The 12,424-nt window shown below is 70.7% G+C and carries 15 protein-coding genes and 1 pseudogene; 5 read left to right on the plus strand and 11 right to left on the minus strand.

Annotated elements, in window-relative coordinates; translation table 11 throughout:
- Positions 1–97 precede the first annotated feature (97 nt).
- Positions 98–1,006: a 4-hydroxy-tetrahydrodipicolinate synthase gene (dapA, locus tag ON29_RS18995; protein WP_040868050.1), complete on the minus strand. Its 909-nt coding sequence runs from the start codon at positions 1,004–1,006 to the stop codon at positions 98–100.
- 148 nt (positions 1,007–1,154) lie between these two features.
- On the opposite strand from dapA, the gene ON29_RS19000 reads away from it, so the two are divergent.
- On the plus strand, positions 1,155–1,598 hold the full coding sequence (locus ON29_RS19000) for a hypothetical protein (RefSeq protein WP_040868052.1): 444 nt from the start codon (positions 1,155–1,157) through the stop codon (positions 1,596–1,598).
- A gap of 10 nt (positions 1,599–1,608) precedes the next feature.
- On the opposite strand, the gene ON29_RS19005 is transcribed toward ON29_RS19000, so the two are convergent.
- The 8 genes and pseudogenes from ON29_RS19005 to ON29_RS19040 form a co-directional block, all read right to left on the minus strand.
- Complete coding sequence (locus tag ON29_RS19005) at positions 1,609–2,808, minus strand: winged helix-turn-helix domain-containing protein (RefSeq protein ID WP_040868054.1); 1,200 nt, start codon at positions 2,806–2,808, stop codon at positions 1,609–1,611.
- 41 nt (positions 2,809–2,849) lie between these two features.
- On the minus strand, positions 2,850–3,869 hold the full coding sequence (locus ON29_RS19010; RefSeq protein ID WP_040868056.1) for a DUF8320 family protein: 1,020 nt from the start codon (positions 3,867–3,869) through the stop codon (positions 2,850–2,852).
- A complete protein-coding gene (locus tag ON29_RS19015) occupies positions 3,862–5,139 on the minus strand; it encodes an ATP-binding protein (RefSeq protein ID WP_245549022.1) in 1,278 nt (425 codons plus the stop codon). Before ON29_RS19015 ends, ON29_RS19010 begins: the two co-directional genes overlap by 8 nt.
- A gap of 11 nt (positions 5,140–5,150) precedes the next feature.
- Positions 5,151–5,837, minus strand: a complete 687-nt coding sequence (locus ON29_RS19020) for a DNA-binding response regulator (RefSeq protein ID WP_040868059.1) — start codon at positions 5,835–5,837, stop codon at positions 5,151–5,153.
- Between the two features lie 109 nt (positions 5,838–5,946).
- The gene (locus tag ON29_RS19025; RefSeq protein WP_040868061.1) at positions 5,947–6,399 is read right to left on the minus strand and encodes a flavodoxin family protein; all 453 of its coding nucleotides are present in this window, start codon (positions 6,397–6,399) and stop codon (positions 5,947–5,949) included.
- A gap of 28 nt (positions 6,400–6,427) precedes the next feature.
- Positions 6,428–6,928 (minus strand): hypothetical protein, encoded by a 501-nt coding sequence (locus ON29_RS19030; protein ID WP_051175368.1) that lies wholly within the window; start codon positions 6,926–6,928, stop codon positions 6,428–6,430.
- 52 nt (positions 6,929–6,980) lie between these two features.
- Positions 6,981–7,728, minus strand: a pseudogene (dapB, locus tag ON29_RS19035) (4-hydroxy-tetrahydrodipicolinate reductase).
- 77 nt (positions 7,729–7,805) lie between these two features.
- A complete protein-coding gene (locus tag ON29_RS19040; RefSeq protein WP_040868070.1) occupies positions 7,806–8,252 on the minus strand; it encodes a winged helix DNA-binding protein in 447 nt (148 codons plus the stop codon).
- A gap of 75 nt (positions 8,253–8,327) precedes the next feature.
- Here ON29_RS19040 and ON29_RS19045 point away from each other — a divergent pair, with 75 nt between their 5' ends.
- Positions 8,328–8,762 carry a MarR family winged helix-turn-helix transcriptional regulator gene (locus ON29_RS19045; RefSeq protein ID WP_040868063.1) on the plus strand — a complete coding sequence of 145 codons (435 nt, stop codon included), beginning with the start codon at positions 8,328–8,330 and terminating at the stop codon, positions 8,760–8,762.
- 27 nt (positions 8,763–8,789) lie between these two features.
- Here the strand turns inward: ON29_RS19045 and ON29_RS19050 are convergent, their stop codons facing one another.
- On the minus strand, positions 8,790–9,902 hold the full coding sequence (locus ON29_RS19050) for an alcohol dehydrogenase catalytic domain-containing protein (RefSeq protein WP_040868065.1): 1,113 nt from the start codon (positions 9,900–9,902) through the stop codon (positions 8,790–8,792).
- Between the two features lie 145 nt (positions 9,903–10,047).
- On the opposite strand from ON29_RS19050, the gene ON29_RS19055 reads away from it, so the two are divergent.
- Together ON29_RS19055 and ON29_RS19060 are read left to right on the plus strand one after the other, a co-directional pair.
- Positions 10,048–10,440, plus strand: a complete 393-nt coding sequence (locus ON29_RS19055) for a DUF4440 domain-containing protein (protein ID WP_040868066.1) — start codon at positions 10,048–10,050, stop codon at positions 10,438–10,440.
- A gap of 146 nt (positions 10,441–10,586) precedes the next feature.
- A complete protein-coding gene (locus tag ON29_RS19060) occupies positions 10,587–11,018 on the plus strand; it encodes a YbaB/EbfC family nucleoid-associated protein (RefSeq protein ID WP_083863777.1) in 432 nt (143 codons plus the stop codon).
- Between the two features lie 212 nt (positions 11,019–11,230).
- Here the strand turns inward: ON29_RS19060 and ON29_RS19065 are convergent, their stop codons facing one another.
- A complete protein-coding gene (locus ON29_RS19065; protein ID WP_040868067.1) occupies positions 11,231–11,719 on the minus strand; it encodes an FBP domain-containing protein in 489 nt (162 codons plus the stop codon).
- A 200-nt stretch (positions 11,720–11,919) separates the two neighbouring features.
- Between ON29_RS19065 and ON29_RS19070 the strand changes: the two genes are divergently transcribed.
- Complete coding sequence (locus tag ON29_RS19070) at positions 11,920–12,393, plus strand: YihY/virulence factor BrkB family protein (protein WP_245549023.1); 474 nt, start codon at positions 11,920–11,922, stop codon at positions 12,391–12,393.
- The last annotated feature ends 31 nt before the right edge of the window (positions 12,394–12,424 follow it).

The following is a 12,424-nucleotide window of genomic DNA, read 5'->3' on the forward strand; positions in this document are numbered from 1 at the left end:
GACGCGGCAGGCGTCGGCTGCGCGGCCGGTGCCGCGGAGGGGGCGGGCGCTCCGGCGGGGCGGGAGGCGCTGCGGCGGCGACGGGGTAGGGACTCGCTCACGAGAGCACCCCCGCCGAGCGCAGGTCGGCGGCGAGCGCTTCCAATTGCTCACCGGTCGGCATCAGCTGGGGCAACCGCGGCTCCCCGACCTCCACGCCGAGCAGCCGCAGGCCGCCCTTGCTCATCGCGACACCGCCCAGCCTGGCCATCGCGGCGTGCAACGGCAGCAGCGTGGTGTTGATCTCGCGGGCGCGCACGACCTCGCCCGCCGTATACGCTTCCAGTAGGGCGCGCAACCGTTCGGGCGCGAGATGACCGATAACGCTGATGAATCCGGCCGCGCCGACCGACAGCCACGGCAGGTTGAGCGCGTCGTCGCCGGAGTAGAAGGTCAGGCCGGTGCTCGCGATGAGTTCGGCGCCCATGTTCAGGTCGCCCTTGGCGTCCTTGACCGCGACGATGCGCGGATGCTCGGCCAGCTTGCGGATGGTGTCACTGGCGATCGGCACCACCGATCGCCCGGGGATGTCGTACAAGGTCACCGGCAGGTCGGTGGCATCCGCGACGGCGGTGAAATGGGCGATCAGCCCCTCCTGGGAGGGCCGGGAGTAGTACGGCGTCACCACGAGCAAACCGTGCGCACCCGCGCGCTGCGCGTTGCGCGCGAGCTCGATCGAGTGCGCGGTGTCGTAGGTGCCCGCACCCGCGATCACGGTCGCGCGCTCGCCCACAGCATCGACGACGGCGCGCAGCAGATCCGCTTTCTCCGATTCGGTGGTGGTCGGCGATTCACCGGTGGTTCCCGAGATCGCGAGCAGGTCGACACCACGGTCGATCAGGCGGGCCGCGAGCGCGACCCCGGCATCGACGTCGAGCTTGCCGTCGGCGCTGAAGGGGGTCACCATCGCGACACCTACCGTGCCGGACGCACGCAGCTCCGTTGGCGTCGATTCACCGTTCGTCATGGTCAGAAAGGCTACCCGGTCTGGGACACGCCCTCGACACCGTCGTCGGCGATCAGGCCGCAACACAGACGCGAATCCATATCGACGGCGCCGCCCTGATGTCATACCAGCCCTTGCTCGACATCACATATGACGTCACACTGATGTCATGGATTTGAACAAGTACACCAGTCGGCTGCGCGAGGACCTGATCGCCGCCGCGGCGCTCGGCGACGAGAAGACGCAGGCCACGGCGGCAGCCCTGGCCGCGGCTACGGAGGGCCCGGCCCGCTTGGTCCTGCTCGCCGCGCTGTCGGACCTTGCCGCCGAGGTCAGCGCCGCGCTGGGTGACCGGACGGTGCACGTGTCGATCGACGGCACGGACGCTTCCATCGATGTGCGCAAGAGCACGGTGGGCGACGAGCACCCCACCTTCGAGGAGATGACCGGGGACATCAGCCGGGTCACGCTGCGGCTGGTGGAGCAGATGAAAGCGCGCGCGGAAGAGGCTGCCGCACAGAGCGGTCAGTCCCTGAACTCGTGGCTGTCCAGCGCTGTGCACGGGGCCTTGCGCGACCAGATGCGCGGCTACGGGCCCAAACGCGACATCTGACCCAGTCGCGCTACAGCAACGCGGCCAGGTTGCCGCGGTCGCCGATGGCGACCTCGTCCAGTTCGAGCCACTCGGCCAGTTCCCGCAGCGCACCACCGAGGGCGTGCGCGGTGGCCGCGGTGTCGTATCCGGGTTCGGCGAACGCGGCGGGCACCGACAACCGTCCGTTCGCGCGTTCCGCGCGCAGATCGACCCGACCGACGAGTTCACCGTCGAGCAGGAACGGGAAGACGTAATAGCCGTGCACCCGTTTGTGTTCCGGGGTGTAGATCTCGATGCGGTAGTGGAAGTCGAAAATCCGTTCCGTGCGGGCGCGGAAGAAGATCAGCGGGTCGAACGGGCACAGCAGCGCGGCGCCTTCGACACGCCGCGGTGTCGCGGCGCCCGCCCGCAGATAGGCCGGTTTCCCCCAGCCCGGTACCTCCACCGGGATCAGCTCGCCCGCGTCGACCAGGTCGGCGATGGCGGGTTCGGTCTGGGTGCGCTGAAGACGGTAATAGTCGCGCAGGTCCGCTTCCGTGCCGATGCCGTGCGCGGTGGCCGCGCGAAGCACCAGCTCACGGACGGCGTCCGGTTCGGCGACCTCGCGCGCCAGCACTTCGGCGGGCAGCACCCGCTCGGTCAGGTCGTAGTGCCTGGCGAAGCCCACCCGGGTCCCTACCGACAGCGCGCCCGCCGCGAACAGTTGCTCGCAGATCATCTTCGTATCGCTGAGGTTCCACCACGTGCCCTTCGGCCGCGGCTTGTCCAACTCCAGGTGGCGCTCCACCTCTCCCGCGGTGGCCGGGCCCACCGCGGTGATCACGTCCAGGATGTCTTTGCCCAGGGTCGGATTGCGCTCGACCACCTTGCGCATGCCGGACCAACGCCCGTGCTCGTAGCGCCGCATCCGCCAGCGCAACAGCGGCCAGTCCTCGACCGGGATGAGCGCGGCCTCGTGCGCCCAGTACTCGACGAGTGCCCGTGGCCGCCGCGCGCCGTTGCTCCACGCGGCCTGATCCAGCAGGGTGCGATCGTAGGGCCCGATCCGGCTGAACACCGGCGCGTAATGCGCCCGCACCACCGCCGACACCGAGTCCAGTTGGAGCAGCTGGGTCCTGTCCAAGACCCCGAGCACCGTCCGCCGCGTCGCCCGCCCGGGCCGGCGCGCCCCGAAACCCTGCGCCGCCAACGCCGTTCGCCGCGCCGCCGCCGCACCCATCTTCCGCATGACCGGCAACCATGCCACGAGGCACCGACAGGATCGCGCCGTCAGGTCGAGACGGTCACCGCGCCGGTGGTGTCGATCTCGGTGCGGCGGTCCCGGTCCGACGCGGTGGCCAGGACGGTGGCCAGGATGCGGCGGCCGGTCGGGAGGATGCGGACGGTGACCGAACCGTCGTTCGCGGCGTCCAGTTCCCGGGTGGCGGCGTCGATCACTTGCCTGCGCACCCGATGCGGGACGCCGGTGAAACCGCCGTCATCGAGCAGGATCACCTCGACGCCGCGGGAGCGGGCCCCGCGGGCGGCGCTGCTGAGCTGGTCGGTGGCCAGCTGCGGGGCCCGCAGACCGTCGCGCAGTTCGGCTTCCAGGAGCCTGCACTGTTCCCGCTCCGCGGCGGTGAGTTCCTCCCCGTCGGCGATGCGTTCCAAGATCGGGCGCGCCACCGCGTCCAGCCGAGCCAGCTGACGGGTGCGTTCGGAGTTCTCCGCGGCCATCGAGGCCTCGGCGGCGGCACGCATGGCCGCCTCCTCGCGCAGCAGCCGCAGCGAACGCTGGGTGGGCCGCATGATCGCCGCGAACAGGGAGACCCCCGCGACCGTGGCGACCGGCACGATCGAGCCGACGACGACGCCCACCCGCAGGCCTGCCACCACACCGACCACGGCGATCACCACGCCGATGCCCGCGACGCCGAGCCAGGCCGCGGCCGAACGTCCGCGCAGCACCAGCACGGCGAGCACATAGGAGGCGGCGAACGCCGTCCAGACCTGCTTCGACCAGCCGTGTTCGACATCGAACGAGGTCAGGATCGTGGCCAGCGGCCCGGAGGCGGCGACGAACACGGTCGCGGGCCAGGGCAGCGGATCGGTCGGCGCCACCAGCACCACGACGCCGGCCAGCGCGAGCACGACCAGTGCCGCCACGGCGGCGGCGACCGGCGATTCGGAAAAGTTCCGGATCATGTACAGCACGATGGTCGCTTCGAGAACGACCAGGAACAGCCAGGCCGCGCGGTCGCGCAGTCCGAGCAGATCCCGTAGCCCGAATTCGGTTTCCCGCTCAGCCATTTCCGCCCCACACCAGCGTCACTGTCGTGCCCTCACTGGGCTCCGATTCGACGAAACCCGCGCCGCCGGTCAGCTGACGCATGCGGCCGAGGATGCTCACCGAAATGCCGAGCCGATCGACCGGCACCTCACTCGGGTCGAAACCCGCTCCGTCATCCCGGAACACCACGCGAATCCCACCCGCGCTGATCGTCACTGTGACGGTCCGGCGCACTTCGCGCCCGGCGACAGTGGCGTGCCGCAGACTGTTGCGCACGGCCTCGGCGAGTGCGGCCGCGATCGTGCTCGCGGCGTCCACCGGCAGATGCAGATCGTCGAACCCGGGCCAGCGTCGCGTGGTGAACCGGATGCCGGGGTTCACCTCGTGCACGGCGGAGCGGAGGAACCCGATCGCGGATTGCGCGTCCAGGCGGTCGGGTTCGTACCCGGCCACCCGGCACTCGTCGAGCTGCTCCAGGGTCCGTTCGGCCTGGCGGCGCAGTACCGGTGATTCGGTCCCCGCTCGCGAGGCGTCCAGCAAGGTGGACAGCACCGCGTCGTGGATCAGCGCGGCGAAGCGCGCCCGCTCCCGCTCCCGGGCCGCCGCGCCCGCGACCGCCGCCGCCCGGCTGCTCTCGATCGCCGACTCGCGATCCACTCGCGCTGCCGCCGCCCTGGCATAGATCACGCACCACAGGAACAGCGCGCTCAATCCGGCGGCCCTGGCGAAGTCGCCGAGCAGCGCGAGCGCGGTGGTCTCCCGCAGCACGACCAGATTCGCCAGCGCGCTGAACGCCGCGCCCACCACCAGGTACGCCACGGCGAGCGGCGGACGCCAGGCGAGCACCGCCGCGAGGACGCCCAGCGCCAGCACCCGGTACAACCACACCGACGCCGCCCCTTCGGCATCCGGCACCGCATACGCCAGCGGAACCACCGCCATGGCCGCGAGGAAACTCACCGCCGCCGCGCCGGCGACCCGCTGGATCATCCGCCTGCTCATGCCGACCGAGACGATCGCGAGCACCGGGAACAGCCCGAACGCCAGCACCACCTCGACCACCGTCCACCGGACCGGCACGAAGCGGCTCTGGTCGGCGATCTCGGGCAACTCGACGACCGCGGCGATCACCCCGGCGATGCCGATGGCCAGGGCGAATCTGCGCAAGATCCGGTCGGCGGCGCCCTCGGAGGCCTTCTCCCTGGACAGCGCGACGACTCCGCGTCGCCAGCGGTTCACCCGGAACCGGTCGAGCGGGAGGGAGCGAGAGCGCGAGTCGGTGTCCAGCATGCTGGACGCGATCATCCGCGCGGATGCCGCTCGGGAACCGGCAGCCAGCCGTCCTCGACCGCTCGCTTGTACAGGTCGGTCTTGGTCGGCGCGGGACGACCGGCGTCCGCGTACTTCTGGCGGATACGGCCGAGATAGTCGTTGACCGTCTGCTCGGACAGACCGGTCAACCGCGCGACCCGGGAGGCTTTCTCCCCGGACGCGTACAGGGTGAGCACTTCCTCCTGACGCGGGCTCAGGCCCACATGGGACAGTTGCGGATCGCCGTCGATGGCGGCAGCCCAGTCGGTGGTCACCACCTGCTCACCGCCGGCCGCGCGGCGCACGGCGGCGACGACGGTCGGCACGTCCTCGGATTTGCGCACCACGCCCAGCACCCCCGCGCGCGCGGCGGCGCGCACCAGGAAGGCGTTGTCCGCGCCGGTGAAGACCAGCACCTCGATACCGCGGTTACGCAGGGCGCGCACGTTGTCCTCGGGCGAGGACCCGTCGGCCAGCCGCAGGTCGAGCACCACCAGGTCCAGCTTCGGCGCGCCGTCGGCGGCGGCGAGCAGTTCCGGCACCGTGCCGGCGGTCAGCACCAGATCGAGATCGGTTTCCGGCGCGAGCATCGCGGCGAGACCGATGGCGACCGATTCGTGGTCCTCGACCAATCCGATTCGGCGCGGGGCGTTCTCGTTCCCTTCGGCCCAGGTCACCTGGCTCTCCCATCCCGAGCTACTCGTTCACATCCCCACCGCGACAACAACCGCAGACAGTATGCCGGTCGATGGTGCGCCGTGGTCAGACACCAGAATTCGGGGGTGCTCAGGCCATGAGCCCGGCCGCGAGGGTGGCCCCCAGCTCCCAGCACCGCTGTAGGTCTTCTTTGGCGGGCGGACCGGAGATCACCACCGCGGCGGCGGCCTGTTCCCAGCCCAGCCCGGTCGTAATGCTCACCACCCCGCGCTCGGCGCCTTCGGTGCCTTCATTGCCGTGCAGGTACATGCCGTACGGACGACCGCGCGTGGAATCGAGGCACGGATAGTAGAACGTGTCGAACGCGTGCTTGAGCGCGCCGCTCATGTATCCGAGGTTCGCCGGACTGCCCAGCAGGTAGCCGTCGGCGGCGAGCACGTCGGAGGCGGTGACGGCCAGCGCGGCGCGGCGCACGACCTCCACGCCTTCGATCTCGGGGTCGGTGGCCCCGGAGACGACGGCCTCGAACATCGCCTGCATATGCGGGGACGGCGTGTGATGGATGATCAGCAACCGGGCCACCCTGCGATGGTATCGGCCCGCGCGGCGGTCAGGCGGTGTCGCGCTCGTGCCGTTCCAGGGCGACCGCGCGGCGCATGGTCTCGCGGGCCCTGGTGCGGTCGCCCGCGTAGTCGTAGGCGCGCGCGAGGCGGTAGGAGACGCGCCAGTTGTCCGGGTCGGCCTCCCACTCCGCCTTGACCGTGGCGAACAGCGCGTCGGCCGCCGACCGTTCGATGCGGCCGGAGGGCAGGCGCGGCAGATCGGTGGTGTCGAGCTCGAGGCCCTCGTCGTGGATGCGCCGCGCCAGGTGCTGATGCGCCAGGGCCGCGCGCACGGTGGCCACGACGATCCAGACGCCCAGCAGCGGCAGGATCAGCACGCCGACGCCGATCACGATCGCCGCCACGTCGCCGGAGCCGATCAAGCCGAACGCGATCCGGCCGAGCAGCAGGAAGTAGAAACCGAGCACCAGGATGAGGGCCGCGAGCAGCGCGACGACCTTGAGGACTTCCCCGCCGCTCTTCCGGTCGGCCTGATCCGAGCCGCTCACGATCGCGCTCCGACGGGCGCCGTGCGCGCCCGCCGCGCGTGTCGACGTGCGATCACAGGTCCAGGAACGGGTCGAGTCCGACGGTGAGGCCGGGGCGGGCGGCGATCTCCCGCACGCCGAGCAGCACGCCGGGAGCGAATGACGAGCGGTCGATGGAGTCGTGCCGGATGGTGAGCGTCTCGCCCTGGGTGCCGAACAGCACCTCCTGGTGGGCGACCAGACCGGCCAGGCGCACCGAGTGCACCCGCACTCCGTCCACGTCGGCGCCGCGCGCGCCCTCCAGTTCGGTCGTCGTCGCGTCGGGACTGCGGTTGAGGCCCGCCTTGTCCCGTGCGGCGGCGATCAGGCCTGCCGTGCGGTAGGCGGTGCCGGAGGGCGCGTCCGCCTTGTTGGGATGGTGCAGTTCGATGACCTCCACCGATTCGAAGAAGCGGGCGGCCTGCTCGGCGAATCGCATGGACAGCACCGCGCCGATGGCGAAGTTCGGCGCGATCAGCACACCGACATCAGGGCGGGCGGCCAGCCAGCCGGCGCACCTGCGTCAACCGGGCCTCGTCGAACCCGGTGGTGCCGACCACCGCGTGGATGCCGTTGGCCACCAGGAACTCCAGATTCCCCATCACCACGTCCGGATGGGTGAAGTCGACGACCACCTGCGTGTCCGCCGCGGTGAACGCCTCGAGCGAATCGTCCTTGTCGACGGCGGCGACCAGTTCCAGGTCCTGCGCCGCCGTCACCGCCGCGCAGATCGCCTGTCCGACTTTGCCGCGCGCTCCGAGCACTCCGACCCGAATGGTCACCGCACCTCCTCGTTCCGTTCCCGGTCGGGATCAGCCTAATGGGCCCGGTCGAGCGCGATCCCTCCGCCGCCCGGCGTTCATCGCACCGCCTGCGGTTCACCGGCCTCCCGGCTCGGCGGACCCGCGAGATTCACGGCCATCCTTTGCAGCAACCGCAGCACCTCGGCGAATTGCTCGTCGGTGATGCCCTCCGCCATCTGCCGCCTGCGCCGGCCGATCCGGACGAAGGCCGCCTCGTGCGTGACGCGGCCCCGCTCGGTCAGTGACAGCACACCCGCGTCGTCGGAGACCAGTCCGGCGTCCACGAGTTGCGCCAATTCGGTGGGCCATTCGGAATCGTCGGCCCAGAAGGTGTCGAGCGCGTCGCGGACGTCGTCGGCGCGCTGCGGTCCGCCGGCCAGCGAATGCAGGCTCTGCCAGCGTCTGCGACTCAACCCGCCCGATGCGAGGTCTTCGTCGAAGCGCTGGTTGATCAACCGATCGAGCTCCACGAGCCAGTAACCGATACCGCGCTGGATGGCCATCACCACTCCTTTGTATGCATAAAGACAATTAGATGTAATTGTACATATGAATTCCGCGCATGACAGAGTGGAGTGATGGACGACCACGACGCGATCACCGTCGCCGTGGAAGCGGCGATGGTCCGGATCCGGCGCAGGCAGACGCGCGGTGCGCTGAGCGACGGCGCGATTCCCGTCGCCGTGTTCCGTGTGCTGGACGCCGTCGCCGACGGCTCGGCCGACACGGTGGGCGCACTCGCTCCGGCGCTCGGCGTCGATCAGCCCAGGGCGAGTCGCCTGGTGGCGCAGGCGGTTTCCGCCGGCCTGCTGGAACGCGTCGCCGATCAGCGCGACGGACGGCGTTCGGTCCTTCGCCTCACCGCCGCCGGTAACCGGGCCGTGGCCGAAGCCAGAAAGGGCAGGCGCACGACCATGGCCGCCGCCATGGCGGACTGGACGCCCGAGGAGCGCGCCGACTTCGCCCGTCTGCTCGAACGATTCGTCGACGCGATGGACCGGCCCGTCGGCTGAACGATCGCCGTGCGGCAGCAGGCCGGGTCAGTCGAAGACGATGACCTGGCGCAAGGCGTGCCCCGCCGCGAGTTCGTCCATGGCGCGGTTGATTTCGTCGAGCCCGACATGCGCCGAGACGAGCCGCTCCACCGGCAGGCGTCCCGCCCGCCACATGCGGACGTACTCGGGAATGTCCCGGGACGGCACCGCGGAGCCGAGGTAGCTGCCGACGATGGAACGGCCCTGGGCGACCAAGGCCAGCGGAGAAATGGCGGCGCGGGCGTCCGGGGCGGGCAGCCCGACGGTGACTGTCGTGCCACCGGGCGCGGTCGCGGCGACGGCGGTCTCGAAGGCGCGGACGTTGCCCGCCGCCTCCACCACCACCTCGGCCTGCACACCGAGTTCGGCGATCTCGGCCGGGGTATAGGCCGCGTGCGCACCCAGCTCCCGGGCGAGAGCGAGCTTGTCCGGCACGGTGTCGACCGCGATCACCTCGTGCCCTTCCGCGGCGAGCGACACCGCGACCAGCACCGCCGCCATCCCGACGCCGCCCAGACCGACGACCATGATCCGGTCCCCGGTACCCGGTCGCGCCGAATTCAGCAGGGCGCCACCGCCGGTCAGCACCGCGCAGCCGAGGACGGCGGCGACCTCGGCAGGCACGTCGTCATCGACCGGCACCACCGACCTGCGATCCACCACCGCGTGCGTGGCGAATGCGGAGACACCCAGGTGGTGGTGCACCTCGGCGCCGTCGCGGGACAATCGCCGCCCGCCGTTGAGCAGCTCGCCCGCGTTGTTGGCGACGCTGCCGGGCACACAGGGCGTGCGGCCGTCGGTCGCGCACCCGGCGCATTCGCCACACCGCGGCAGGAAGGTCATGACCACGCGCTGCCCAACCGTGATATCGCCGTCGCCGGGACCGATCGCTTCCACCTTCCCGGCGGCCTCGTGGCCCAGCAGCATGGGCACCGGGCGGACCCTGTTGCCGTCCACCACCGACAAGTCCGAATGACACAGTCCCGCCGCCTCGATCCGGACCAGCAGCTCTCCCGGTCCCGGCTCGCGCAACTCCAGATCACACACCGTGATGGGCGCCGACTCGGCGAACGGCGCGGGCGCCGCGATCCGCTCCAGGACCGCTCCACGAATCTTCATTCCGCCGACGCTACCGCTCGCGGCGGTCCGAGCCCACCGATGTCGGCCGCGCGACCGGGCTTCGCCGACGGCTCGTGCACCGGTCGACCCGCGGAGCGCGATGCGGCTCGCAGAGCGGCGATCGCAGGATGCCTACGATGCACGAATGGGTGTGGATCTGGCCGATGTGGTCGAGCGCTTGCATGCCGACCTCGCGGCGTGGCTCGGCTCGGCGGCGCCGGACGAGGTGTTCGAGCGGTTCGCGGCGGCGCAGCACGAGCGGTTCAGCATGGTCACCACAGGTGGTGAAGTGCTGGGGCGCGACGCGTTGCTCGCGGGTCTGCGCGGCGCGCGCAACGCCGTGCCCGGCCTCACCATCGAGGTGTCCGAGGTCGAAGAACTCCAGCGGTCCGGCGGCATCGCGGTCGTGCGGTTCCTGGAGACCCACCGGGCGGCCGGCGACACCACGCATCGCCGCGTGACCGCCGTGCTGACGACCCAGGATCCCGGTGGCGTTCGCTGGCTGACGGTGCACGAAACCGAGTCCACACCTGCTTGACCATTCCCAGCACGGGGATGCGCGCGCGGCGGTGGCGACCGGAGTGCCGGACAATTCCTTGCCTCGTTCCCGGCCGCGCGTCGTCCCGGTGACGGCTCGGATCGCGGAGCCGCGGTTCGGGAGAGAGGTGAACCCGAGGGAGGTCGGTGCCGGTGGATCGCTGGGAACGAGACGGGCTGCGCTCCGCCAACAGCGGAATCCGCAACCAGGTCGACCACATTCTGGACGCGCTCGCCGAGCAGCGCACCCACCTGTCGGAGGTGCGCGAGAAGCTGGCCGCCGTGCGCTGCACGGCCGAGTCGGCGGACAAAATGGTGGAGGTGACCGTGGACGCGGCGGGCGTCCTGGTCGATGTGCGCTTCGCCCCGGCAGCGCTGCGGAGCACACCGGAACAGCTCGGCCGTTCGGTCACCGAGGCGGGCAGGCAGGCGGCGCGGCTGGCCCGAGACCGGCACGCGGCGATCATCGCCCCGCTCGTCGCCGAAGCCGAAGCGGTACCCGACCTGCCCGACCTGGTCCCCGGCGCACCCAGCCTGCGTGCGGTGTTGGAACCCACGGACCACGACTCGACCGGCTAGCGGGCTCGGTACCCGAAGCCGTGATTCCTCGCCGGACGGGACGGTCCGGCCGATCCGGGCCGACTCGACCGGCGAGGAGTCACGGACATCCCGAGATCCGTTGCGCTGTGGGCTGGTTCGGGTGGCTCCAGCGTGCGGTCCTCGAGTGTCGGCACATGGCATCTACCTCCGTTCGGACGGGCAGCGCGTCGGCTGCCGGGATGGGCAAAGGATCAGGCGTAGAGCTTCGCGAGGAACGTGTTCAGGTTGTCGCGGACTCGCTCGACCTTTTCCTCGGGAGTGAGGTCCTCGCGGTACCTGCTTCCGAGCGCGGGGCGCTTCTTGTTCCGCGCGTACAGCGAGCAGGCGAGATCGGTGCACATGTAGGTGCCGACCGAGTTGCCCCGGCGCCCCGACTCACCTGCTTTGTGCGCGGTCATCAGCGAGACCCCGCCGCCGGTGTGGGTGGTCAGGCAGATCGCGCACATCTGCGCGCGTCCGGTGCCGCCGGTGGCATGCCGCAGGGCGACGCCGACGAGGCGGTCGTCCTGCGGGACGACCAGGTAGCCGCGCCCGGGAAAGGACGGATCGCTCCAGCCCAGGAAGTCCAGATCCGCCCAGGGCCGCTCGTCCAGGTCCCTGGGCACGGGCAACCGCTTGGCTTCTCCTTTCGAACAGTTGACGAACGACGACCTGATGTCGCGTTCGGTGACGGGTTCCACGATGGAATCTCCTTCGATCGATCGGTGGGCAAACGGAAGCGACGTTACGGTCCCGCCGTGCCGGAAACAACGGATTTACCGGCGTCGCGGGCACTGCGTGCCGCCCCGGGAGCGAGGCGGGCGCCGCGAACACCTCCGGCGTGGAGGCGGTTTCGCGGCCGGTACGGCGGGTATCCGCGCGCCAGCGGGAGGTGGTGAGGGTGGTGCAAGACTTGAAGAAGGGGTCCGCCGCGCGACGCAGGCTGCGCGGGCCTGCGGATCTGCCGGGACGGTCGTGGTGGGGCGTGATCAAGCGGTCGGTCGGCGAGTTCCAGCGGGACAATCTGACCGACTGGGCCGCGGCGCTGACGTATTACAGTGTGCTGTCGCTGTTTCCGGGGCTGATCGTCATGACCGCCGGGCTCGGCATGCTCGGACGCAACGACACGCGGGCACTGGTCGACACCATCCGCGAGGTCGGGCCGGGTAGCGGAACGGATCTACTCGTCGACGCGGTGAACGAGATCCAGGAAGCGCAAGCCCCGGCAGGCCCGTTGGCGTTGCTCGGGTTGGCGTCGGCGCTGTGGACGGCGTCGGCCTACATCGGCGCGTTCATGCGCGCGACCAACGCGATCTACGACATCCAGGAAAGGACGCCCGATCTGGAAGGACCGTGCCGGTGCGGGTGGCCCTGACCGCCGCGGTGGTGATCCTGGCTCGGCGTCT

Source organism: Nocardia exalbida NBRC 100660 (assembly GCF_000308575.1).
GTDB lineage: Bacteria > Actinomycetota > Actinomycetes > Mycobacteriales > Mycobacteriaceae > Nocardia > Nocardia exalbida.

Bases quoted from the DNA above. Each gene is read 5' to 3' on its own strand.
- ON29_RS19040 (WP_040868070.1), bottom strand. From the start codon at position 8,252: ATGGCCATCCAGCGCGGTATCGGTTACTGGCTCGTGGAGCTCGATCGG.
- ON29_RS19010 (WP_040868056.1), bottom strand. From the start codon at position 3,869: ATGGCTGAGCGGGAAACCGAATTCGGGCTACGGGATCTGCTCGGACTG.
- ON29_RS19055 (WP_040868066.1), top strand. From the start codon at position 10,048: ATGGGTGTGGATCTGGCCGATGTGGTCGAGCGCTTGCATGCCGACCTC.
- ON29_RS19000 (WP_040868052.1), top strand. From the start codon at position 1,155: ATGGATTTGAACAAGTACACCAGTCGGCTGCGCGAGGACCTGATCGCC.
- dapA (WP_040868050.1), bottom strand. From the start codon at position 1,006: ATGACGAACGGTGAATCGACGCCAACGGAGCTGCGTGCGTCCGGCACG.
- ON29_RS19050 (WP_040868065.1), bottom strand. From the start codon at position 9,902: ATGAAGATTCGTGGAGCGGTCCTGGAGCGGATCGCGGCGCCCGCGCCG.
- ON29_RS19005 (WP_040868054.1), bottom strand. From the start codon at position 2,808: ATGCGGAAGATGGGTGCGGCGGCGGCGCGGCGAACGGCGTTGGCGGCG.
- ON29_RS19045 (WP_040868063.1), top strand. From the start codon at position 8,328: ATGGACGACCACGACGCGATCACCGTCGCCGTGGAAGCGGCGATGGTC.
- ON29_RS19015 (WP_245549022.1), bottom strand. From the start codon at position 5,139: ATGCTGGACACCGACTCGCGCTCTCGCTCCCTCCCGCTCGACCGGTTC.